Raw genomic sequence first — 21,141 nt, 5'->3', positions numbered from 1 at the left:
GGAAGCGCTGAAGGATACCCTTCGCTTGATACTCCTTGATTGTTTCAACAACTTTTGAAGATTAATCAGCGCTTCCTTAATAATGGGGAGCCGGGGTGAGCCCGGCTCCCCGCACTGCGCCGGCATGGAGCGCAGGGTCAGTTCATGTACTTCCCGCCGTTGACGTTGATGGATTCGCCCACGATGAACGTGGACATGTCCGACGCCAGGAAGACGGCCACGTTCGCGACGTCCGCCCCACAGCCCAGCCGCCGGACGGGGATGGACTTCAGGACCTCCTCACGGTACTCCGGGATCCACTGCCTCGTCATATCCGTCTCGATGGGGCCGGGGCAGATCGCGTTGACGCGGATTCCGAAGGGCGCCAGGTCCCACGCCAGCTTCTGCGTCAGGGAGTTGATTCCGGCCTTGGAGACGCCATAGGGAAGGGCGGCGTTCGGGTGTGCCGTCTTTCCGGCGGAGGAGGACAGGTTGATGATGCAGCCGCTGCGCTGCCTCAGCATGTGAGGCACCACGCACTTGCACGTGCAAAAGGCGCCCGTCAGGTTCGTTCGCAGCACGCGCTCCCACTCCTCAAGGGAGAGGTCCGCGAAGGGGGTCCGGCTGTTGACGCCGGCGTTGTTCACCAGAACGTCGATCCGGCCGAAGGCGTCCAGGCAGGCCGCCGTCAGGCGCTCCGCCGTGGAGTAGTCGCCGATGTCGCCTGCTGCACACTCACAGCGAACACCCGTTGCGCGGATGCGGTCCCGCAGGTCGGGTTGTTCTCGCGTGCCGTGGATCACCACGTCGGCGCCGTTCTCCGCGAAGGCGAGGGCGATGTCCCTGCCGATGCCGCGGGACGAGCCCGTGACGATCGCGGCCTTCCCCTTCAGGAGGCTTTGCATGGCGCCGGAGCTATTCGTCCACCTGGACGCCGATCTCCTTGTAGTATCGGATCGCGCCGGGGTGCAGGGGGGCGCCGTTGAGCTCTTTTCTGGCGGCGGTCTTGAGGTCGAACCAGCCTAGGGAGGCGACGAACTTGGCCATCTCGTCCTTGTTCTCGCAGATGGCCTTGGTCAGCGCGTAGGCGAGCTCCTCGTCCATCGCCGCGGGGACCAGGACGTTCTGCTGTGACCCCATGGTCTTGATGTCCTTGTCCTGCTTGTTCCAGGTGCCGGCCGGCATGACGATGGGGGCGTAGCCCATCTTCTGCATGTTGGCGAGCGTCGCGTCGGAGAGCTGAACGAAGAACATGTCGTGGGTGAGGGCGATCTCGGTGGTGGTGGCCTGTCCCGCGTCGATGTGATCGATGGTCATCTCGTACAGGTCGTCCTGCAGGCCGCTCTTGATGGCGTCGGTGCCGGTCTTTTCCCATTTGGCAAAGGAGTTGAACTCCTCGACGGAGATGCCGCAGGCCTCGATGACGCGCTCAGCCGTCAGCTCCCCAAGGGACCCGTTCTTCTTCGTGACGATCTTGACGGGGTGCTTTTTTGCGATGAGCTCCTCCAGGGTCGTGATGCCCGTCTCGTCCACGAACTTCTTCGTGAACATGACGTTCGTGAAGGTGTGCCCAAGGCCGCCGCCGATGCTGCGGACGTCCTTACAGCCGCCAAACTGATACTGATCGGGCGTGCGCTCGTAGCTCCAGAGGGAGGGGCCGGCGTTGGAGACGATCAGGTCGCAGTCCTCGTTCTGGATCAGCATGGGGGCGCCCACGCCGCCGGGGGAGTTGGTGGTGAGGTCGATGGTCGAGCCCTGGGGCAGGCCCTTCACCAGCACCGACTGGATGGCGGCCGCCACCGAGTAGGCTCCGGTCCCCACCTCCTGGGCCGCAAAGGTCAGGTTGACGGGCTGCGTCAACTCGGCCGACGCAGCGGCGGCAAACGCGAGGATCAACGACAACGCAAGGATCTTCTTCATGGTTCTTCCTCCTTCAAAAAGTAAGACGTTTTTTGCTGCACGCCGCCTCAGTCGGCGGCGAAAATCCGGACCAAACCTTCAGGCCTCCTGCGGGGGTTACAGGAAGGGGAGAAAGCTCTGGAAGAGGTCGCGCTGTTCCTTGAGGTTCTGGACCGTGTCCTCGACGTTGAAGAAGAAGGGGTCCTGATAGCAGTAGTCGTTGACGAGTTTCTTCCACTGCTCAGAGCCACAGACCTTCAGGATGGCGTCGTTCATGGACTTCACCAGGTCGGCCGGCGTCCCCTTGGGCGCCAGGATCACGTACTCCGTGTCCAGCTTCAGCTCCGGGATCACGGCGGAGGCGGAGGGCTGGTCCGGGAGCAGCGTCGGGGCCTTCGACAGGACGGTGCAGAGGCTTCGGAGCTGGCCCTTCTCGATGTAGTCGGCGGCGGTGGAGTAGGGCAGCGACGTGGCGTCGATCGCCTTCCCCAGGAGCGCCGTCAGGCGGTTGGCGCCGTCTCCGGCGTCGATGATGTTGAACTGGGCGTGCCCTAAGTTCGTCAGGACGCAGGCCATGATGTACACGCCGCCGCCCGTCGATATCCCGAACCGGATCTGGCCGGGGTTCGCGATGGAGGCGTCGATGAGCTCCTTGAGGTCCTTGTAAGGGGAGTCGGCCGGGACTACGATGTTCTCTCCGGACTGGATGCCGTAGACGGCGACGGGTTCAAAGGCGGAGTAGCCGAAGTCCACCATCTGAGTGGCCTCGTTGCCGTTCAGCGCGGCCGTGTTGGTGGCGATGAAGGTGTAGCCGTCCTTGCTGCCGTCCTTGTACTGCTGCATACAGGTCGCGCCGTTGGCGCCGGTGACGTTGCTGACGACCACGGAAACCCCCAGGACCTTCTCCAGTTGAGCGGAGAGCTGACGGGCCATGTAGTCGGTGTCGCCGCCGGGCGCATGGGTCACGTAAACGTTGATGGGCTTCGTGGGCCAGTCGGCCGCAAACGAGGCGGAGGCCATGCCCGTGAGCAAGAGGGCGGTGAGGAGCGCTGAAAACGCTTTCTTCATCTTCAAAAACCTTCCTTTCCTGTCCTACAATCGCCTGTTTTCATCAATCGTCACCCTGCGCCGCTTCCTCGCGGGCCGCGTCCCTCATGTTGGCGCGCGCGGAGAAGACGACGACCAGGAGCGTGGCGACGATCAGCACGCAGAAGATCGGGTGATTCCAAAACGGGTCGCTCGAGGTGAGCTGAGAGGCCCGACGCAGGTTCTGTTCAAAGGTCGGGCCGAGGATGAAGCCCAGGATCATGGGGACCGTGGGTATCCTTGCCTTGATCATCAGGTACGCCATCAGCCCGAAGGCCACCATCGTGTAGGTGTCGAAGATCTGATTTGCGTTGCCGATGGCGCCGATGCCGCACAGCACCAGCACCAGGGGCAAAAGGTAGTTCTTCGGCACCTTCAGCACCGAGATGAAGAACCTCATGCCCCACAGCATGAAGAACAGCATCATCACGGCCGCGATCAACATGGCGAAGAAGATGGCGTGGACGACGACGCCGTTCTTCTCGTAGATCAGCGGTCCGGGGGCGACGTTGTGGATCTGAAGCCCTCCCAGCAGCATGGCCGTGACGGCGTCCCCCGGAATGCCCAGGGACAGGAGCGGGATCATGGCGCCGCCGATGGTGGCGTTGTTTGCCGTCTCGGAGGCGACGACGCCGTCGATGATTCCCGTGCCGTACAGCTCCCGATGCTTCGACGTGTTCTTGGACACGGTGTAGGAGATCATGCAGGACACGCCTCCGCCGATGCCCGGCAGGATGCCGATGCCCACGCCGATCAGCGCGGAGACGATGGCGTTCCGGATCTGGCCGAAGAACTCGGCGAGGCTGAAGCCCGCTCCCCGGATCCTGACGCTTGCCTCAACCGTGTAGTCCTGTCTCCGGCGCACCGTTTCCGCAAAGGCCATGACCTCGGAGATGGCGAACAGGCCGATGAGGAGCACCACCAGCGCGAAGCCGTTGTTCAGTTGAAACAGGCCAAACGTGAAGCGAGGGCGCGAGTCGATGGGGGCCAGCCCCACGGTTGCCAGCAGGGCTCCCAGGATGGCGCTGATCAGCCCCTTGGTCATGTCGGTTCCCGTCAGGGCGACGACCATGCTGAGGGAGAACAGGGCCAGCGCGCAGTACTCGTAGGACTGAAACTTGAGGGCAAAGGCACAGAGCACCGGGGCCAGGACGACCAGGATGGCGATGCCGATGAGCGTCCCGATGAAGGAGAACACCACCCCGACGCCCAACGCCTTCCCGGCCTCTCCCCTGTTCGCCATGGGCTTGCCGTCGAGGCAGGTGGCGACGGAGGACGGGGTTCCGGGAATATTCAACAGGATGGCAGAGATCAGTCCACCGGAGATGCCCCCGATGTAGAGGGCCATCAACATCGCGATCCCCTCGGAGGCGGCCATGGAGTAGGTGAGGGGCAGGAACATGACGACGGCCATCGTGGCGGTCAGGCCTGGGATTGCGCCGAAGACGATGCCCACCGCCACGCCGATGGCGATGAACAGGAGGGTGAGCGGCTGGCAGACGGCCAGCAGTCCTTCCATGATCATCCTCTATCCCCCCTACAGCATGAACTCGCCGAACGCGCCCGCGGGAAGCAACACGCCCAGCGTCCGCCGAAAGACGTAAAACAAAAGAAAGCCCGTGATGATCGCCGTCACGGCGGCGGGCAGAAGGTTTCTTCCCCACCGCTCCACAGGGGTGAGGATCAGGATCTGCACGAACGTGTAGGCGACGGTCGCCAGGATAAACCCCGCAGACTCCATGAAGATGACGTAAAGCGTCAGGGCGACGAAACTCGCGATCACCTCACGCTTCTCCAGAAGGGCGCGCCACAGGGATGTCCGCGCCGGGCGGGCGTTCGCCGCCGTGAAGCGCCGGTACTTCAACACCCCTCTGACGATCAGCCACAGGCTCAGGAGCATGAGCGATCCACCCCAGAGCCAGGGAACGAAGCGATTGTTGATGGGCGTCGATCCCAGCCCCTTGAACGCCTGAATGCCCGGAACGTTGCCCATGTAGAACGCGGAGAACAGGGCCAGGATCACGCCGGGAACGATATCCAGCTTATATTGGCCGTCTTTTTTCAAGATATTCTCCTCCCGTTTTTGATTCTATTAAAGTTACAAAATTAATAAACTAGTGATTCGACTTGGAATACTTCCTCTTGTTTAGCTCTATCTAAAAAAACGACTGACGATAGACGATATTACCGTCTTTAAGCGTCATAAGTGGTACAAATACTTTATTGCCTTGGCAGGACCCACCCCACCAATCATAATACACCTCGCTTGTTTTTTGAACGTCCATTAAACAGATATCCGCTGGTTTCCCAACCTCCAAGGTGCCGGCACGGTCCAAAATACCTAGCGCTTTTGCAGGAGTGTAGGTAACAGCTTTGAGGATGTCCAAGTCCTTCATTCCTGCCGCAGAGTTTACGCACAGAGCATGTATCAGAGAACATCCTGGTTTGACGTACATGCTGTTCCTCACGATATCTGAGCTGATAATATCAGGAAAGAAGTCATCACTATATGCGTTTCTCAGATTTTTAAACGACCAGTGAACGCGCCCATGGCAGTTATCCATCCAAATACCTCGATCGCGTGCCTGCCTTAGTATGCTGCGAACCTTATTATCTTTGTTAAAAATAGTTTCTCGGTGCGTTTGCATGACATGCGAAAGGATATCCCCTGTGCGCAGCGCATCCAAGATGGCTTGTAACGTGACATTATCTGGCAAATCGTCATAATGCACGTCTACGATACAGGGAAAACCTCTTGCCGCTTCAACGTTTTTCGCGATTTCAATAGTGCGCAACAGTGGTTTAATGCCAAAGTCACCTAGGGTCGCACGACACATACGGACCTTCAATCCCCGAATGACCTCTGGGTATTTTACAGCCAGCTTTATAATTTCGGTTTCGTTGAAGTCCGCCGGGTTGTGATCCTCATCACGCTGAAGGCCACCATTATGAACGCCATAAGGAGAAACGTGTATATAGGCCAGTACATTTGTGGTATACCGTACAATATTGTAACGATAAAATCCCTCAAAATTTGTCCAGCCGCTGGTGCCTGCGTCCACCGCCGTTGTAACACCCATGGGAATGCACAATAAGTCAGCATTAGCACCAATGTTGCTGTTATTGTAATTCAGGTGAACGTGCTCGTCAACTAATCCGGGGAGGACGTATTTGCCAGAAGCGTCGATAATAAACCTTGCCTCACTCCCTTCATCTGGTGGTGCAATGAAGCCATCTTTGATGCATATGTTCCTCTGGCTGGTTTGCATTGTTTGAAAATCAATGACTATCCCGTTCTTGATAATGTGGTCGTACAAAACTCAACGCCTCTTTTCTGCTTCTAGCGCGCCATCATAAGGCGCGGAATCGTTAGCGCGATCTCTGGTATGAAAGACGTTGCCAAAACCATAAGGTACAAAATGATAACGAAAGGCATGGCGTTTCGACTTAGGGTTGCGATGCTCTGCCCTGTAACGGGCTGTGCCGCGAAAAGGCATAGACCGAAGGGCGGTGTTGCCTGCCCGACGGATAGGTTAAACACGATAATGCACCCCAAGTGTACGGGGTCAATGCCAAACTTTAAAGCTATAGGATAGACGATTGGTGCGATAATTAAAATGATGGGGCCCGCATCCATAACCATGCCAAGGATAAGCAGGAGTATGTTGAGTGCCAGAAGAAATTCCGTCTTTGTAGTGATAGCACTTGTTATGGCGTTAGACAACATAACGGGAATGTTATTACGTGTTAATACGTAAGAGAACAAAGTCGCCGCCATGATGATCAACATAACGTTAGCCGTCGATTTTACGCTTTCAATCGCGATTTGAATCAATCGCTTCAGTTTTAGCTCACGATAGACCCCACATGAGACGAAAAGGCCGTAAATGCACGCTATGGCAGCTGACTCTGTTGGTGTGAAGATGCCAGCGTAAATGCCTCCAAGGACAATAATGGGCATCATCAAGGCCCACATGGCGTCCTTCGTCGCATCAAGAAATGCATTGAAGCGAAAGGGAGCTCCTTTTGGCATTTTATGCCGCAATGCATAGAAATAGGCATATAGACACATGGCTAAACCACCAAGGAGGCCGGGCAGCACGCCGGACATAAGAAGGCGAGCCACAGACGTGTTTGTCGTTGTACCGTAGACAACGAACACGATGCTGGGAGGAATAACAATGCCCAGCGTACCACCGACGACAGGTAACGTTGCAGCATAACCTTTTTTATAGCCATCTTTAACCAGTTCCGGATAGAAGATGGTGCCGATCGCTGCTGTTGTAGCAACGGACGAGCCAGACAAGGCCGCAAAAAACATACAGGTAATGATTGCAACGATGGACATGCCACCACGGATAAAGCTGGTGATAGATTTTGCAAAGGCTATCAGTCGTTTGGCAATACCGCCATGTTGCATGATAGAACCAGCCAGCAGAAAGAAGAATATGGCCAGCAAGGCATATTTCTCGCTGCCAAGTTCCATCTTCTGAGCGAGAAAAGAGAGAGAAATGCCCGGTATTGACAGACATGCAACCATGCTGGAGAGGGCCAAGGACCACACTACGGGGACGCCAATCGCTAGAGTAACAGCGAAGCAAAGAGCAAGGAAAAACATGGAAATGGTCATGATTGCGCTTGCTCCATTTCTTTCTCGGAATTACAAGAAGTTGAAGTGTCGATTCCCATCAATACGCACGTATTTTCAAGAACGTTGATAACTTTATCAAACAGTACCAGCCCAAAGCCCATGGGAAGCCATAAATAAATGTAAAAATAATTTAGACGAATAGAGGAAAGAAACTGTGGGAATTTACGGGCATGTTTCAGCAATGCGAATCCAGAAACGATAAAAACTACCAGGGCTACTATGGACAGCGCATCGGTTAGGATATGGAGGGCGGAGTTAGTCCTCTTATTCTTAAATTTCAGGATGTCGACTTTTGTTTCGCTGTCTGTTTTGACAGCCAGATTTGCGCCAAGCATAATCAAGATGAAGAAGAGAAGAACGCTGACTTGTTCAGACCATGCAAGGCTTGAGTGCAGGACATATCGGCAAAAAACCTGGGCGCCGTTAATAATCACCATGGCTATGACGCCAAAAAGGATCAATATTTTCTGAATAGAGTACAAAAAATTGTCTGCTTTTTTCAGTCTAACAAGTAGCTTGAGCATTCTAAAATAGCCCCCCTTCGCTTCCTCTGTTTTGAATCCCTGATGAGGTACACCGCATCAGGGATATGAACATGAAAGGACGCTGTATATGGACGAGATTACCGAATGTTACGGATGCTCTGCACTAGATCGGCATACTCCGGATAGCTGTTGTATACAGAAGCGGTGGCAGCCTGGAGATCCGCCTTACTGATTGTTTCAATGAAGGAACACTCTTTTTCTTGAATCAGCGTTTTCAATGCATCAGCGTTAATATCTACAGTCGCCTTACGGAAGATAGGTGTGCATTCCTTGGCACAGTTGCGGATCAATTCGAGTTGCTCCGAGCTGACTTTTGAGGCAACTTGAGGGGACATCATGAATACAGCTGGAGTAAAGGCATGTTCTGTCTTGACGATAATGGGATTAACCTCCCAGATGTTGGAGCTTAGCACCTGGGTAAAAGGATTTTCCTCGCCATCGACGGTCCCCTGTTGCAGGGCAGTGTACAGTTCGCCCCAATCCATAGGAACGGCATCAGCACCTAAGGCCTGAAATAGGGCTTGGTGGATCGCAGACTGCATGGTGCGAATACGAAAGCCTTTTAGATCCCCGATACTGTTAATCGGGTGTTTTTTTGAGGTCGTGACGTTGCGGAATCCAAGCCCCCACCATGCTAGAGCCTCTATGCCATTGTCTGCCAAGGCGCTGGTCAATTGGGTTCCGACCTCCCCGTCTAGCGTTTGCCATACGTGCTCATAATCCTCGAACAAGAAAGGCAGGTCAAAAATGGAAACCGTATGGCAGAAGTTTGCTATAAAGGTACTGGCTGCGGGGGCCAGATCGATCGTACCACTTTGGACGCCAACGACGTATTCTGACACGGTCCCCAATTGCCCATTAGGAAAGATATCTACGATAATTGAACCATTGGACCTCTGCTCAAGCACATTCTTGAATTCAGTCATGCAAGTCCCGAAGAGGCTCCCCTCCGGTGTATCTGCATGGGCCAACGTAAGGTGTATCGCGTCAGCAGCCTCAGTTGCAGGACATACAGCAGTCATGAAAGCAATCGCCAAAATTACCGTGCTAAATTTCCATCTTATCATGAGAGTCCCCTCCTCAAGTTTCTACTGTAAATTTTTATGTTGAAATCAGCATGCCAGCATAGGTGCTCACGCAAGGTCCAGCAGGTTCCCTATCCCGTCAAATCGAAGGGGTTGGGGGTCTCCAAGGACCTCCATGCCCTCCGTCGCCCTCGCTTCGTCCATGAGCGCCTCGGAGATCATGACGGAGGCGAGCGACAGCGTGTTCTTGATGTAGACGACCCGGACCCGTGCCCTGTCCACCCCGGTCAGGGTTTTGATGGCTGCCTGGATAGCGAGCCGGTCGTCCTCCAGCACCATCGGGATCTTGCCGACCTCCAGCACCGTGGAGGTGAGCATGTTGAGATAGGTCGCGTTCGTCGCGAGTTTTTCGAAGGCTCGGAGCGTGGTCACGTCCGCCTTCCCCAGGCCGATAAAGCTGCCGTGGCTCTCCTGGGAGATGTCCAGCACCACGACGCGCTGTTTTTTGATGCCGCCCGAGGCGTAGGGGGTGCCGAACGTCCCCGTCACGTTGGGGTCCATGCCGCTTCCGGAAAAGTTCTTGCCGATCTCCCGAACCACCAGGACGTCCGTCTCCGGAAGGAGGATGCGGGGCATCCGCCCCCGCGCGTACTCCAGAAGTTCCGGCTCCCTCGCGAAGATATTCTCCGCGGGGAGGACTTCGATCCGGCACGTTTCGTCAAACTCGTTCTCGATTAGCCCAACCCCGAAGACGACGTTACAGTGGTCAAAGACGACCCGGGCGTACTGTGGAAGACGCTTGCCCATCGCGCCGAAGCCCGACCGATGGAGCGAGTCCGCCCCCTCCCGCTTGCCCATGCCGATTGCCATCATCTTGACGAGGCCGGACTCGTAGGGGCCGCGGAAGGCCGTGTGGGGCTTGATTCGTCCCACCACGATGACGGCGTCGGCGTCGTGGGCAAACCGGTCCACGCACACCTCGTCACCGTTGTCCAGCTGTCCCACCCGGACGGTCTCCATGCTGGAGAAGATCCGGCACCCACAGGCTGCCTCGGTGATGCCGTAGCCCTCCAGGATCGCCATCTGCCCCTCGGCGGTGGCCCCTCCGTGGCTGCCCATCGCCGGGATGATCCAAGGCGTCGCGCCGCACCCTCTGACGAACGCGGCCAGCTCCCGGAGGACGACAGGCATGTTGGAAACCTGGCGGCTGCTGCCCGTCAGGACCACCTTCATCCCAGGCTGGATACGGCGCATCAGGTCCTCGCGCATCAGTTTTCCCCGGAGGCAGGAGGAAACGTCCGAAATCCCGTCCCTCTTGAACCTCTGCCGAACCGTCAGCATTTTCGGGAGGTTCACCGTCCTCAGCACCTCGCGCAACGCAGATTGTTCCTGAATTTTCACGCTGCCGCCTCCTTTTGCGCCGGTTTTGTCGGTGCGACGGCCTAGTCGGCCTCGGCCCAGTCCCTGCCCGCCCAGATCGGGTGGTCGTACACTGATCGGTCCGCCACGTGGGGCCACTTTTTGCCGCTGCAGACGGCGAGGCATCCCCGGACGCACATCTGCGCCATCTTGACGACGGCCTCGCGCGTCTGTGCAGCGGAGTGGGGGCTCAGGATGAGGTTGGGACAGTGCAGCAGGGGGTCGTCCGGCTTCGGCGGCTCGTGGCAGTAGACGTCCGTACCGGCTCCGGCGATGACGCCGTCCTTCAGTGCGCGGACCAGGTCGCCCTCATCGATGATACCGCCGCGACTGCAGTTGATGATGAGGGCCGTCCTCTTCATCGAGGCGAGCTGCCTCGCTCCGATCATCCCGCGGGTCTCGTTGGTCAGGGGCACGTGGATCGTCACGACGTCCGCCCGCTTCAGCAGGTCTTCGTAGTCGGCGCAGTACAGGGCCCCCAGCGCCTCGATTTTGTCACGGCTCAGGAAGGGGTCGTAGCCGATCAGCTTCATGCCGCAGCCCCGACAGATCGTCGCCACCTCGCGACCAATGGCGCCCATGCCGACGATGCCCACCGTCTTGCCCTCCAGCTCAAAGGCCTTGCCAGCCCCTCGAATCTCCCAGTTCCCGGCGCACATCTCGTTCTGTGCCTCCACCAGGTTTTTTGAGAGGGCGAACATCATGGCGACCGCGTGTTCGGCTACGCTCCGATTGTTGGCGCCCGGCGTGAGCACCACCGGGATGCCGCGCTCGCTGGCCTTCTTCACGTCCACGGTGTCGTAGCCGACGCCGGTCCGCCCGATGACCTTCAGCCGCGGGCTGTGCTCAATGGCGTTCGCGTCGCACCTGGCGATGCGGACGATCAAGGCGTCCGCGTCCTGAAGGACGTCGAGGTAGCGGTTGGGGTCCGGATCGTCCGCCACGTGGACGTCGATTGCCCCCATCTTGAGGAGTTCCATCCCCTCAGGACAAAGAGCCTGAGTGAGTACGAATTTCATACCAGATCCCTCGATTCTGCTTTTGCGCTTAATTCAATATTTAGGCTTTACCGCCTCCCTCGGAGGGGGAAGCTCCTCCTGACCTCAGCGCACCCCGTAAAGCAGGTTGGGTAGCCAGGTGGAGAGGAAGGGAACGTAGGTCATCAGCATTAAGATGATAATTAAGAGAGCGTAGAACACGCGGCACTCCCTGATGAAATCACCGGTGGTGCAACGGGTCACGCCGCAGGTGACGAACATGAGGTTCCCCATGGGAGGCGTGATGGAGCCGATAGCCATGTTAAAGATGAATATCATGCCAAAATGCACGGGGTCAATGCCGAAGGCTACCGCCACCGGGGCTAGCATAGGAGCCAGCACGATCTGCGCCGCCGTGGCTTCCACGAACATCCCCACCGCCAGCAGGAAAACGTTCACGGCGAGGAGAAACACGTACTTGTTGTGGCAGAGCGCGATGAGCTCCGCCGTCATGGTCTGGGGGATGTTCTCCCAGGTTAGAATCCAGCTGAAGCAGGTGGCTGCCCCTACGATCAACATGATGGAGGCGGTGGTGGCTACAGTTTCCTTGATGCAGGTCAAAATGTTGTCCAGGCGGATTTCCTGGTAGAGGATGCCCAGCAGGAGGGCGTAGAAGATGGCGATGGACCCGGCCTCAGTGGGGGTGAAGATGCCCATGCGAATGCCGCCGATGATGATGATGGGGAGGCACAGGGGCAGGAACGCGGGCTTGAAGGCCTCCCAGAGCTCGTAGATGGTGGCGCGCCTCTCGGAGAGGCGGGGGATGCCGTTCTTCCTGGAGAAGCGGGATACGATGATCATCATGGCAGCGCATAACACCGCCGCAGGTAGAATACCGGCCACGAACAGGCGGCCGATGGAGGTGCCTGTGATGGACCCGTAGATAATGGCGGCGATTCCCGGCGGGATCAGGGGCGTGATCATGGAGGATGCCGCAGTGATGGCGGAGGCGAAGCCATTGGAGTAGCCTGCTTTGCGCATCTCTGGAACCAAGAGCTGTGCTTCCATGGCGGCGTCTGCCAGGGAAGAGCCGGACATACCTCCCATGAGGGTGGAGAGGGTGATGTTCACCTGGCCCAGTCCGCCGTACATGTGCTGGGTCAGGACCTTGCAGAACTGGAGCATACGCCCGGTGATGCCGCAGTAGTTCATCAAAACCCCTGTGGCCACGAAGAATGGGATGGCCAGCATGGTCACGGACTGCATGCCGCTGATGATGCGTTGGGTGGCCATCATGGCCGTGAAGCCGGTGTCTGGGGCGGAGACGAAGTAGGCGATGCAGGCGCCCACCACGGAGGCAAAAACGGGGACGTTGGCGAAGAGCAGCACGAGCATAATGGCTGCCGATAGGGCGATAGGTGACATTATGCCTCAGCTCCTTCCTCTTGCGCAGCTTCCCTGTTCCGGAGGAATTTGTCCCAGGCTATAAGGCTGTACTGGATGATCATCAGCACGCACCCGATGGGAACCGCCAAATCAATGAGGCTGTAGCTGATCTTGAAATAGGGTGTAACCTTCTTCGTTACGGACATCATCAGCTGATAGCCTCCCTTTGTAAGGTAGGCCAGGACCAGGACCGTGATGAGATAGTCCACGATGTCCAGGATACACCGGGCCCTGGGGCTGAGGCGCACGGCGATCAGGTCGATGCTGACCTGACTGCCCGTGCGGAAGGCGACGCTGCCACCGAAGAAGATCGTCCAAATGAAGAAGAATATCTGCATCTCCTCCATCCAAGCGAAGGGTCGTCCCATCACCTTCCGCATGAAGACACCGGCCACCGTCATCACCACGATGAGCACCAGTCCCACGCCGGCGACCAACGTGTCCAGGTTCAAAAGTGCGTTCAGTGTCTTTTTCATGTCGACTCCTCTGTCATCAGGAGGAGCGGGCGTGCCGCCGCCCCTCCTGACCGATCCCTAATGATTGATAATGGCCTGGATTTTGTCGTAAAGCCCCTTAGACCAGGTACCTTTCTCCTCGTATTCCTTGTAGAGCTTCACACAGGCATCCTTGAACTCCGCCTGGGCGGCCTCGTCCAGGGTGATGATGGTGCAACCCTCGTCGGTGAGGGCTTGTTGCATCTTCTGGCTGACCTGCTGGTAGAGGTCGTTGTTGTAGAGGGCCGCCTCCTTGCCGCAGGAAACAATGGCCTCCTGGTACTTCGGGGGTAGCTTGTCCCAGAAAGTCTTCCCCACGATGAAGTTGGAGAAGGTCATCTGGTGGTTTGTCATGGTGACGTTCTTGCAAACCTCCTGGAATTTGTTGTTGTAGAGGGTAGTCAGGGGGTTCTCAACGCCGTCCACCACGCCCTGGCTCAGGGCGGTATACACCTCGCTGAGCGCCATGGGGGTGGAGGCTGCGCCCAGGTCGTTGAACATGGTGACGGAGATGTCGTTGTTGGGGACGCGAATCTTCAGTCCCTTCATGTCCGCCAGGCTCTTGACGGGGCTGCGGGTCATCAGTTGACGCTCGCCATACACCCAGTTGGTGGAGATGATCTTCAGGCCCTGCTCCTCAAGCTGAGCGGCGACCTCCCCCCACCAGTCGCTGTCGGTGATCTGATACATAGCGGACCATTCGGAGAACAGGAAGGGGCCCATGACCACGCCGAAGTCCGGTACGTAGTCCATGAGGTAGGAGCCGTCGGCGATTGTACATACGTTCTGCCCCATGAGCATCATTTCGATGAGGTCGGCCTTGGCTCCCAGTTGGCTGGAGGGGTACACTTGAATCTTGACGGCACCGTCCGTGGCCTTGCTCACGAGCTCCGCCCATCGGTCGCAGCCGTCGTCGATGGGGTCGCCATCCGTCTGCTCAGTGCAGAGCTTCAATACGAACTTCGCCTCGGTGGCGGAAGCCATGGAAGCGCTCCCGCTGATTACGCTCAAAGCCAGTCCCAGAGTCAGCAAAAGAGCAAGCGTTTTCTTCATAACAATGAACTCCTTCTTAAAGTTGAGCTCGGTTACCGGCTCAGTTTTACCCCCGGTGCTCCGCCAGCCGGATGCCGTAGTCCATCGCGTTGACCAGGCTCAGGGCGTTGGCGCCGCCGCTGCCGGCGTGGCCGTACCCCGTGCCGTGGTCCACGCTGGCGCGAATGATCGGCAGGCCGAGCGTCACGTTGACCCCCGCCACGGCCTCCCAGCGCTTTTCGGCCTTGTTGTAGACGAATCCTTTCACCTTCAGGGGGATGTGCCCCTGGTCGTGGTACATGGCCACCACGATGTCGTACCAGCCGCCGATGGCCTTGCTGAAGATCGTGTCGGGTGGCGTGGGCTTGCGGTCGGGGACGTTGATCCCCTGAGCCAGCGCCGTGTCGATGGCCGGCTGAATCTCCTGAATATCCTCCGTGCCGAACATGCCGTTCTCGCCGCAGTGGGGGTTCAGGCCCGCCACCCCGACCTTCGGGTCCCGGATGCCCAGAGCCAGACAGGCGTCGTTTGCAATTCGGATGCAGTCCAGCACCCGTTCCTTCTTCACCCGATCGCAGGCCTCGCGGAGGGAGACGTGGGTGGAGACGTGGACGACGCGCAGGTTCTCGTGGGCCAGCATCATGGTGTACTTCTGCGTGTGCGTGTAGTCGGCGTAGATCTCCGTGTGTCCCGAATAGTGGTGCCCCGCCAGGTTGATGGCCTCCTTGCTGAGGGCGTTCGTGACCGTGGCGTCCACCGTGCCCGCCATCGCCATCTGGATGACCCTCACCACGTACTGAAACGCGGCCTCGCCGCCCAGCTTCGTGACCCCCAGTCCAAAGGGTTTCGGGGCCGCCGGGTCGCCGGGGATGTCGGAGGCCTTCACGAGGCCCAGGTCGAGGACGTCAATGACGCCGGGGGTGAAGGCGGCCTCGCTCACGGCCTTGACGGGCCGGACCTCCAGGTCCGCTCCGGAGAGCGTCCGGGCCGCCGCCGCGGCGTATCGGATGCTGGATGCATCGCCCACCACGAGGGGACGGCAGCGATCGTAGACCGCCGCGTCGGCCAGGGCCTTGACGGTGATCTCCGGCCCGTTGCCGAAGGGGTCCCCCATGGTGATGCCGAGGATGGGTTTGTCCATGGAACATGCCTCCTTAAGAAAGACAGGCTGCGGGCCTAATGGAGCCCGTTCTCCCTGCAGTGCTCCAGGGCCTCCTTCAGCGCCTTCATGCCTTCGTCGGACAGGCGACAGAAGGGCCTGCGGCAGGCCCCGACGGGATAGCCCAGAAGCCCCGTGGCGATCTTGATGATCGTGTTGGGGTTGCCGTACTTGAAGCAGTTTCGGAAGGTGCGGATGCTGTCCTGGACCCTCATAGCCCGTTTGAGGTCCCCGGCGGCGAAGGCCTCGTAGATCTCCGCCATGGTGTGAGGGAAGACGTTGGCGCAGCCCGCGATGCCGCCCCTGCCTCCGAAGACCAGCCCGGGCAGGATCAGGGCGTCGTTGCCGGAGAGGACGCTGAAGTCCTTGTCCAGGGCGCTCGTCAGCTCGATGTACTGCTTGAGGTTGTCGAAGTTCCCGCTCGAGTCCTTGGCCCCTGCGATGTTGGGGGCGTCCCTGGCCAGGCGGGCCACCGTGGCGGGCGCCAGGGCGTTGCCCGTGCGGGGCGGGATGTTGTAGAGCACGATGGGCAGGTCGACGGCCTCGGCCACCGCCATGTAGTGGTCGTAGAGCTCGTCCTGAGAGGCCGCGGCGTAGAAGGGAGCCACGATGGAGAGGGCGTCGGCGCCCAGCTCCTGAGCCCGACGGCTCAGCCGGACGGTGTCCGCCGTGGTGATGAAGCCTGTCCCGGCGTAGACGGGGACCCGCCCCCGCACCTCGTCGACAACAGCCGTCAGCACGCGCTCCTTCTCCGCGTCGCTCAGGGCGTAGCCCTCTCCGTTGGTCCCAAAGGCGAAGATGCCGTGGATGCCCGCGTCGATCATGCGGCGGACCTGGCTGCGAAGCTCCCCCTCGTTGACGCTCTCGTCCTCGTTCATGGGGGTCAGGATGGGGACGATGATGCCCCTCATGTCGATCTTCTTCAAGGTCGTTCTCCTCCTCTGTCCTTCCTGTTCGGCTCGTAAAATGCTACAGGATCTCCTGATAGATCCGGCGGGCGTCCTCCTCCGTGACGGGGCGACGGTTGTTCACCAGGAGGCGCGTGACCTGCATTCCAGACTGTACCAGCGATTCCAGGTCTTCCTTGGGCACGTTGAACTCCTGCAGGCTGACGGGGATGTCGAGGTGTCTAACGATCTCCTCGATGCGGGTGATGACGGCTGCGCTCTTGGCCTCCGTCGAGGAGGCGTCGCCGTGGATGCAGCGGTCGTAGGCGTGGGCCAGCAGCTCTCGACAGGCGGGCTCGTTGAAGCGCATCACGGGCGCCAGCAGGATGGCGTTGGAGACGCCGTGGGCGATGTGATACCTGCCTCCGAGGGGGTAGCTCAGCGCATGGACTGCCGTGGTGCCGGAGGCCGTGATGGCGATGCCGCCGTAGAAGCTCGCGATCTGCATCATGCGCTTGGCCTCCATGGCCTTCGGGTCGTCACAGGCCCGCTCGATGTTGTTCAGGATCATGTCGAGGGCCTGAAGGGCGAAGATGTCGCTGAAGGGGTTGGCCTTGTTGCTGGTGTAGCACTCGATGGCGTGGGCCAGGGCGTCCAGCCCCGTGGCCGCCGCGATCTTGCGGGGGAGCTTCTTGACCATCACGGCGTCCAGGACGACGTAGTCCGCGATCATGCGCGGGTTGACGATGCCCACCTTCAGCTCCTTTTCGGGCACGGCCACGATGGCGTTGGGCGTGGCCTCGGCCCCCGTCCCCGCCGTGGTGGGAATCATGAGGGTCTTGACGTGCTTGCGGGCGCGGCCGGGGTCCTCCAGAAGCTCCTTGATCCCGTACTCGTCGGTCATCAGGACGCTCGACAGCTTCGCCGTGTCCATGACGCTGCCGCCGCCCACGGCCATGATGAAGTCCGCTCCGCTCTCGCGGCACTGGTCCACCAGCTTCTGAGCCTGAGCGTAGGAGGGCTCGGCCGGCAGGTCGTCCAGGACGGTGAACTCGACGCCCGTCCTGCGCACCTCCGCCATGGGGGGCTCCAGGAGCCCTGCGCCCTCGATCCCCTTGTCGGTGAAGACGGCCAGCTTCTTCACGCCGTTTTCGGCCAAGACGTTGCCCACGTTCGTCAGCGCGTCCTCGCCGCTGTAGACCGCGCTCGGCATCTTCAGATCGTACTTCGTCAGCATCAGGCTTTCTCCTCTCTCCCGGCGCCAATCCGGTCGGCCAGGCAGCACAAAAGGTCCGGTTTGCCAAACCCTCCGGACTTGGCAAGGATGTAACGGGCCCTTCCCCCGTAGACGAAACTCGTCAGGACGACGCCCGGAGCCATCTCGCAGACGGGCGTCAACTCGTGCGTCCCCACGGCCTGCATCAGGGCCAGCAGCGTGTCCCCGCCGACGCACAGCAGCGTGGCCTCGAGCCCTCGGTCCAGAAGTCCCTTGGTCAACTCAGCCAGCGCTTTGGACACCCGAACCCGGGTCTGGGGCAGGCTCAGTCCCATGGCCGCGGCCCGCTCCTGCGTCTCTGCGCTTCCCTCCGGGTCGTTCGTGTCCAGGATCACCCGGCCGTACCGACGGGCCCTCGCCAGGCAGTCCTCGATCAGGGCGGAGCTCTCGTTCTCCGACGGCCAGGCCTCATCGAGCTTCTGCCGCACGCTGAGATGGACGTGCTGGAAGCCGCAGCCCTCGGCGGCGGCCGTCTGGCGCCGCGTCACGGGGTTGACGCTGCCGCAGGCCATGAGGAGTGCCGGGGGCAGGGAGGGGACCGCGGCGGGGCGCGCGGCCGGCATCAGGAGGTCTGCCAGGACCGAGGCGAATCCGGCGCAGCCCGCCGACAGGCGCAGGCCCTCCGGGCCGAGGGCGCGTGCGGTGAGCTTCAGGTCCTCGTCCGTCGTGGCGTCGTAGACCTGGATGCCCTGGCCCATCCCCGGCTCCCCCGGCCTGCGGACGAAGACCGCCTTTGACGTCTGCTGGGCGATGACGTCGCCGATCCGGGAGAAGCGCACGGGCTCGAAGGGGTCCCGACCGAAGACGCTCTGGTCCAGGGGCAGGCCGTCCACGTACTGGACGCCGTCCCGCGTGATCCGGCCCATGGAGGGGAAGGCGGGGACGAAGGGCAGGCTCTGAACGCCCGCTGCGTCCATGGCGGCCGCCAGCTCGCTGCCGACGTTCCCTCGAAGCCCGGAGTCCGTCTTCTTGTAGATGTAGGGGACGCCCGCGCGAAGTGCCGCCGACACGGCACGGTGGACCGCCGCGTAGGCGGCCTCCGGCGCGAGGTGCCGCGTCTCGGTGTCCAGCACCAGCACCTGCGCTTCGTCCCGGCTGAAGTCCCGATCGAGGTCCGTCACGACCCGCGTGGAGGCCCCACGGGCCACGAACTGCACGCCCGTGTCCAACGCTCCCGTAAAGTCATCGGCTACGATCAAAAGGGATACCATCGTCCACGCCCCTCAAACTCCGTCTCGATTGTTAAATAATGAAACAAATTCAACGCCTGTTGGTTCGGCTACTTCGATCCGCTATAATTTTGTCGTGGGGCTTCCTCGAATGGCCTCATTATACCGGGGGATTTTGGATTTGCAAGAATTTTAAGCGAATGATTTTGTTTCGTTTTGAAACAAGGTCTGGAATTGGAGGGGAAGGAGGGGGACGTGAGGGTGGAACGGCGGATCAGGCTTTTGGGCGTCGCTCCCTACGAGGGCATGGGGGCCCTGATGCAGAGGCTGGCGGGGGAATACCCGCAGGTTGACCTGACGTCGTTCGTTGGGGACATGGAGCAGGGGTTGGAGGCGGTGCGGAGCAGCTTTCACGGGAACTACGACGCCCTCGTCTCCAGGGGCGGCACGGCACGGATGCTTCAGGAGCACCTGACGCTTCCGGTCATCGAGATCGAAGTGTCCGCCTACGACGTCCTCTGCGCCCTGAAGCTGTCGGACGACGTGGCGGCCCCGACGGCCATGGTGGCCTTCGCCAACATCACGAACAGCGCGCGGCAGCTCTGCGAGCTCATGGGCCGTCCGATCGAGATCGTGACCATCGAATCCCCGGAGGAGGTGGAGCCCGCCCTGCTGCGACTGCGGGAGAGGCGTTTCGAGGTCGTCCTGTGCGACGCGATCTCCCACGCCGCGGCCAGGCGGCTGGGGATGAACTCCTTCCTCATCGCATCGGGCGCCGACAGCGTCCGTCGGGCCTTTGACCAGGCGGTCCGGCTCTACGACAGCCAGGCGCAGCTGTGGGCGGAGAACCGTTTTTTCAAGGAGGTCATCCAGGGGCAGGTGGGGCAGACCGTCGTCTTCGACGACCGGGGACGGCTCTTTCTCTCCTCCATCGAGAACCCCTCCCCCAGGCTCCTGGCGCTGTTGAGGGGCGAGATCGAGAGGGCCGGTGCGGCGCAGGAGCGTCGGATCCTGCGCAACGCGGACGGGATGCTCTACTCCATCCGCAGCCGGCGCGTCGAGGCCGGGGGGCTCTCCTGCACGGCGTTCTTCTTCACGGCCCACCGGTCGCCCCTGTCGCCCCGCCAGATGGGCATCCGCTTCCTGACGCGGGAGGAGGCGGAGCGCATCTACGACGGCAGCCTGCTGAGCCTGGCCGACGGCATCGCGGACTATCGGCGGGACCTGGACCGCATCAATCGGAGCGAAGCCCCCGTCATGATCACGGGGGAGGACGGCACGGGCAAGGAGCCCATGGCCTGCGCGCTCCACGTGCAGGGCGCCCTGAGCCGAAACCCCTTCGTCGCCGTCAACTGCAGCCTGCTGACGGAGAGGAGCTGGAGTTTCCTGACGGAGCGCCACTCCTCGCCCCTCTACGGAGAGGCCTGCACGCTCTACTTCTCGAACCTGGACGCGCTGAGCCCGGAGCGCCGCCGGCAGCTCCTGGCCATCCTCTCCGACATGGAGGTGTGCCGACAGAACCGCGTCCTCCTCTCCTGCGCGTGCCGCCAGGGGGAGTACGCCTCCGAGGTCGGGTCCCTGTTCCTGGACAGGCTGTGCTGCCTTTCCCTCTGTCTGAGGCCTCTGAGGGAGACCGCGTCCCGCATCCCCCTCCTGCTGAGCCTTCTGCTGAATCGTCTGAACGCGGACCTGCCGCGCCCGATCCTGGGGGCGTCTCCCGAAGCGCTGCGCCTCCTCCAGGAGTTCCCCTGGCCCCACAACGCCACTCAGTTCCGAAGGGTGGTGGGGGAGCTGGTGGTGACGGCTCAGGGGCGCATCAGTGCGGAGGACGTGCGGCGGACGCTGGGGCGCGAGCGCCACGTGGGGACGCTCTCGCCCAACGCGGAGAACGCCTCCGCCCCCCTGGACCTGAACCGAACCCTGGAGGAGATCAATCGGGACGTCGCCCTTCGGGTGCTGGAGGAGGCGGGGGGCAACCGCACCGCCGCGGCCGAACGGCTGGGCATCAGCCGCACCACGCTCTGGCGCATGATCCGTCCCCTTTGACGCCGGAGGGCGGGCCGCGGAGAACGGCAAAGAACGGCAAAGAACGGCAAA

Annotated in this window: 19 protein-coding genes; 1 reads left to right on the top strand and 18 read right to left on the bottom strand. The window is 60.3% G+C overall.

What is annotated here, in order from left to right; all coding sequences use genetic code 11:
• Positions 1–137: 137 nt before the first annotated feature.
• The 18 genes from ACK28C_RS02985 to ACK28C_RS02900 all read right to left on the bottom strand — a co-directional run bounded on the left by ACK28C_RS02985 (position 138) and on the right by ACK28C_RS02900 (position 19,086).
• Entirely contained in the window at positions 138–884 is a 747-nt protein-coding gene (locus tag ACK28C_RS02985) for an SDR family NAD(P)-dependent oxidoreductase (RefSeq protein ID WP_015556137.1), read from the bottom strand.
• A gap of 10 nt (positions 885–894) precedes the next feature.
• On the bottom strand, positions 895–1,899 hold the full coding sequence (locus tag ACK28C_RS02980) for a TAXI family TRAP transporter solute-binding subunit (protein ID WP_015556138.1): 1,005 nt from the start codon (positions 1,897–1,899) through the stop codon (positions 895–897).
• A gap of 96 nt (positions 1,900–1,995) precedes the next feature.
• Positions 1,996–2,946, bottom strand: a complete 951-nt coding sequence (locus tag ACK28C_RS02975) for a tripartite tricarboxylate transporter substrate binding protein (RefSeq protein WP_015556139.1) — start codon at positions 2,944–2,946, stop codon at positions 1,996–1,998.
• A 43-nt stretch (positions 2,947–2,989) separates the two neighbouring features.
• The gene (locus ACK28C_RS02970; RefSeq protein ID WP_015556140.1) at positions 2,990–4,489 is read right to left on the bottom strand and encodes a tripartite tricarboxylate transporter permease; all 1,500 of its coding nucleotides are present in this window, start codon (positions 4,487–4,489) and stop codon (positions 2,990–2,992) included.
• Between the two features lie 12 nt (positions 4,490–4,501).
• Entirely contained in the window at positions 4,502–5,029 is a 528-nt protein-coding gene (locus ACK28C_RS02965) for a tripartite tricarboxylate transporter TctB family protein (RefSeq protein WP_208872661.1), read from the bottom strand.
• Positions 5,030–5,120: 91 nt separating this feature from the next.
• Positions 5,121–6,281, bottom strand: a complete 1,161-nt coding sequence (locus ACK28C_RS02960; protein WP_208872662.1) for an amidohydrolase family protein — start codon at positions 6,279–6,281, stop codon at positions 5,121–5,123.
• 23 nt (positions 6,282–6,304) lie between these two features.
• Complete coding sequence (locus tag ACK28C_RS02955; RefSeq protein WP_015556141.1) at positions 6,305–7,594, bottom strand: TRAP transporter large permease; 1,290 nt, start codon at positions 7,592–7,594, stop codon at positions 6,305–6,307.
• Positions 7,591–8,139, bottom strand: coding sequence for a TRAP transporter small permease (locus ACK28C_RS02950; protein ID WP_015556142.1), 549 nt, complete (start codon positions 8,137–8,139; stop codon positions 7,591–7,593). The genes ACK28C_RS02955 and ACK28C_RS02950 overlap by 4 nt, the downstream gene beginning before the upstream one ends.
• 98 nt (positions 8,140–8,237) lie before the next feature.
• Entirely contained in the window at positions 8,238–9,182 is a 945-nt protein-coding gene (locus tag ACK28C_RS02945) for a TRAP transporter substrate-binding protein (protein WP_279369741.1), read from the bottom strand.
• A 111-nt stretch (positions 9,183–9,293) separates the two neighbouring features.
• The gene (locus ACK28C_RS02940; protein WP_208872664.1) at positions 9,294–10,586 is read right to left on the bottom strand and encodes a lactate racemase domain-containing protein; all 1,293 of its coding nucleotides are present in this window, start codon (positions 10,584–10,586) and stop codon (positions 9,294–9,296) included.
• A gap of 41 nt (positions 10,587–10,627) precedes the next feature.
• On the bottom strand, positions 10,628–11,623 hold the full coding sequence (locus ACK28C_RS02935) for a hydroxyacid dehydrogenase (protein WP_208872665.1): 996 nt from the start codon (positions 11,621–11,623) through the stop codon (positions 10,628–10,630).
• 84 nt (positions 11,624–11,707) lie between these two features.
• Positions 11,708–13,006 carry a TRAP transporter large permease gene (locus tag ACK28C_RS02930; RefSeq protein WP_015556145.1) on the bottom strand — a complete coding sequence of 433 codons (1,299 nt, stop codon included), beginning with the start codon at positions 13,004–13,006 and terminating at the stop codon, positions 11,708–11,710.
• Positions 13,006–13,503 (bottom strand): TRAP transporter small permease, encoded by a 498-nt coding sequence (locus ACK28C_RS02925; RefSeq protein ID WP_015556146.1) that lies wholly within the window; start codon positions 13,501–13,503, stop codon positions 13,006–13,008. Before ACK28C_RS02925 ends, ACK28C_RS02930 begins: the two co-directional genes overlap by 1 nt.
• A 57-nt stretch (positions 13,504–13,560) precedes the next feature.
• Positions 13,561–14,574 carry a C4-dicarboxylate TRAP transporter substrate-binding protein gene (locus tag ACK28C_RS02920; RefSeq protein ID WP_015556147.1) on the bottom strand — a complete coding sequence of 338 codons (1,014 nt, stop codon included), beginning with the start codon at positions 14,572–14,574 and terminating at the stop codon, positions 13,561–13,563.
• A 46-nt stretch (positions 14,575–14,620) separates the two neighbouring features.
• Positions 14,621–15,694 carry a 4-hydroxythreonine-4-phosphate dehydrogenase PdxA gene (gene pdxA / locus ACK28C_RS02915; protein ID WP_015556148.1) on the bottom strand — a complete coding sequence of 358 codons (1,074 nt, stop codon included), beginning with the start codon at positions 15,692–15,694 and terminating at the stop codon, positions 14,621–14,623.
• A gap of 35 nt (positions 15,695–15,729) precedes the next feature.
• Positions 15,730–16,638, bottom strand: coding sequence for a 4-hydroxy-tetrahydrodipicolinate synthase (gene dapA / locus ACK28C_RS02910; RefSeq protein WP_208872666.1), 909 nt, complete (start codon positions 16,636–16,638; stop codon positions 15,730–15,732).
• 43 nt (positions 16,639–16,681) lie between these two features.
• A complete protein-coding gene (locus tag ACK28C_RS02905; protein WP_015556149.1) occupies positions 16,682–17,836 on the bottom strand; it encodes an iron-containing alcohol dehydrogenase in 1,155 nt (384 codons plus the stop codon).
• The gene (locus ACK28C_RS02900; protein ID WP_409152430.1) at positions 17,836–19,086 is read right to left on the bottom strand and encodes a four-carbon acid sugar kinase family protein; all 1,251 of its coding nucleotides are present in this window, start codon (positions 19,084–19,086) and stop codon (positions 17,836–17,838) included. Before ACK28C_RS02900 ends, ACK28C_RS02905 begins: the two co-directional genes overlap by 1 nt.
• 219 nt (positions 19,087–19,305) lie before the next feature.
• On the opposite strand from ACK28C_RS02900, the gene ACK28C_RS02895 reads away from it, so the two are divergent.
• Positions 19,306–21,090: a PrpR N-terminal domain-containing protein gene (locus tag ACK28C_RS02895; protein ID WP_409152429.1), complete on the top strand. Its 1,785-nt coding sequence runs from the start codon at positions 19,306–19,308 to the stop codon at positions 21,088–21,090.
• The last annotated feature ends 51 nt before the right edge of the window (positions 21,091–21,141 follow it).

The sequence above is a fragment of the Fretibacterium fastidiosum genome (assembly GCF_964642095.1).
In the GTDB taxonomy this organism is placed as follows: Bacteria; Synergistota; Synergistia; order Synergistales; family Aminobacteriaceae; genus Fretibacterium; species Fretibacterium fastidiosum.
Note: the sequence above shows the minus strand (reverse complement) of the source record. Positions and strands in the feature narration are given on the sequence as shown.

Coding starts and splice junctions, on each gene's coding strand:
- ACK28C_RS02985 (WP_015556137.1), bottom strand. CDS start 884: ATGCAAAGCCTCCTGAAGGGGAAGGCCGCGATCGTCACGGGCTCGTCC.
- ACK28C_RS02980 (WP_015556138.1), bottom strand. CDS start 1,899: ATGAAGAAGATCCTTGCGTTGTCGTTGATCCTCGCGTTTGCCGCCGCT.
- ACK28C_RS02975 (WP_015556139.1), bottom strand. CDS start 2,946: ATGAAGAAAGCGTTTTCAGCGCTCCTCACCGCCCTCTTGCTCACGGGC.
- ACK28C_RS02970 (WP_015556140.1), bottom strand. CDS start 4,489: ATGATCATGGAAGGACTGCTGGCCGTCTGCCAGCCGCTCACCCTCCTG.
- ACK28C_RS02955 (WP_015556141.1), bottom strand. CDS start 7,594: ATGACCATTTCCATGTTTTTCCTTGCTCTTTGCTTCGCTGTTACTCTA.
- ACK28C_RS02950 (WP_015556142.1), bottom strand. CDS start 8,139: ATGCTCAAGCTACTTGTTAGACTGAAAAAAGCAGACAATTTTTTGTAC.
- ACK28C_RS02945 (WP_279369741.1), bottom strand. CDS start 9,182: ATGACTGCTGTATGTCCTGCAACTGAGGCTGCTGACGCGATACACCTT.
- ACK28C_RS02935 (WP_208872665.1), bottom strand. CDS start 11,623: ATGAAATTCGTACTCACTCAGGCTCTTTGTCCTGAGGGGATGGAACTC.
- ACK28C_RS02930 (WP_015556145.1), bottom strand. CDS start 13,006: ATGTCACCTATCGCCCTATCGGCAGCCATTATGCTCGTGCTGCTCTTC.
- ACK28C_RS02925 (WP_015556146.1), bottom strand. CDS start 13,503: ATGAAAAAGACACTGAACGCACTTTTGAACCTGGACACGTTGGTCGCC.
- ACK28C_RS02920 (WP_015556147.1), bottom strand. CDS start 14,574: ATGAAGAAAACGCTTGCTCTTTTGCTGACTCTGGGACTGGCTTTGAGC.
- pdxA (WP_015556148.1), bottom strand. CDS start 15,694: ATGGACAAACCCATCCTCGGCATCACCATGGGGGACCCCTTCGGCAAC.
- ACK28C_RS02905 (WP_015556149.1), bottom strand. CDS start 17,836: ATGCTGACGAAGTACGATCTGAAGATGCCGAGCGCGGTCTACAGCGGC.
- ACK28C_RS02900 (WP_409152430.1), bottom strand. CDS start 19,086: ATGGTATCCCTTTTGATCGTAGCCGATGACTTTACGGGAGCGTTGGAC.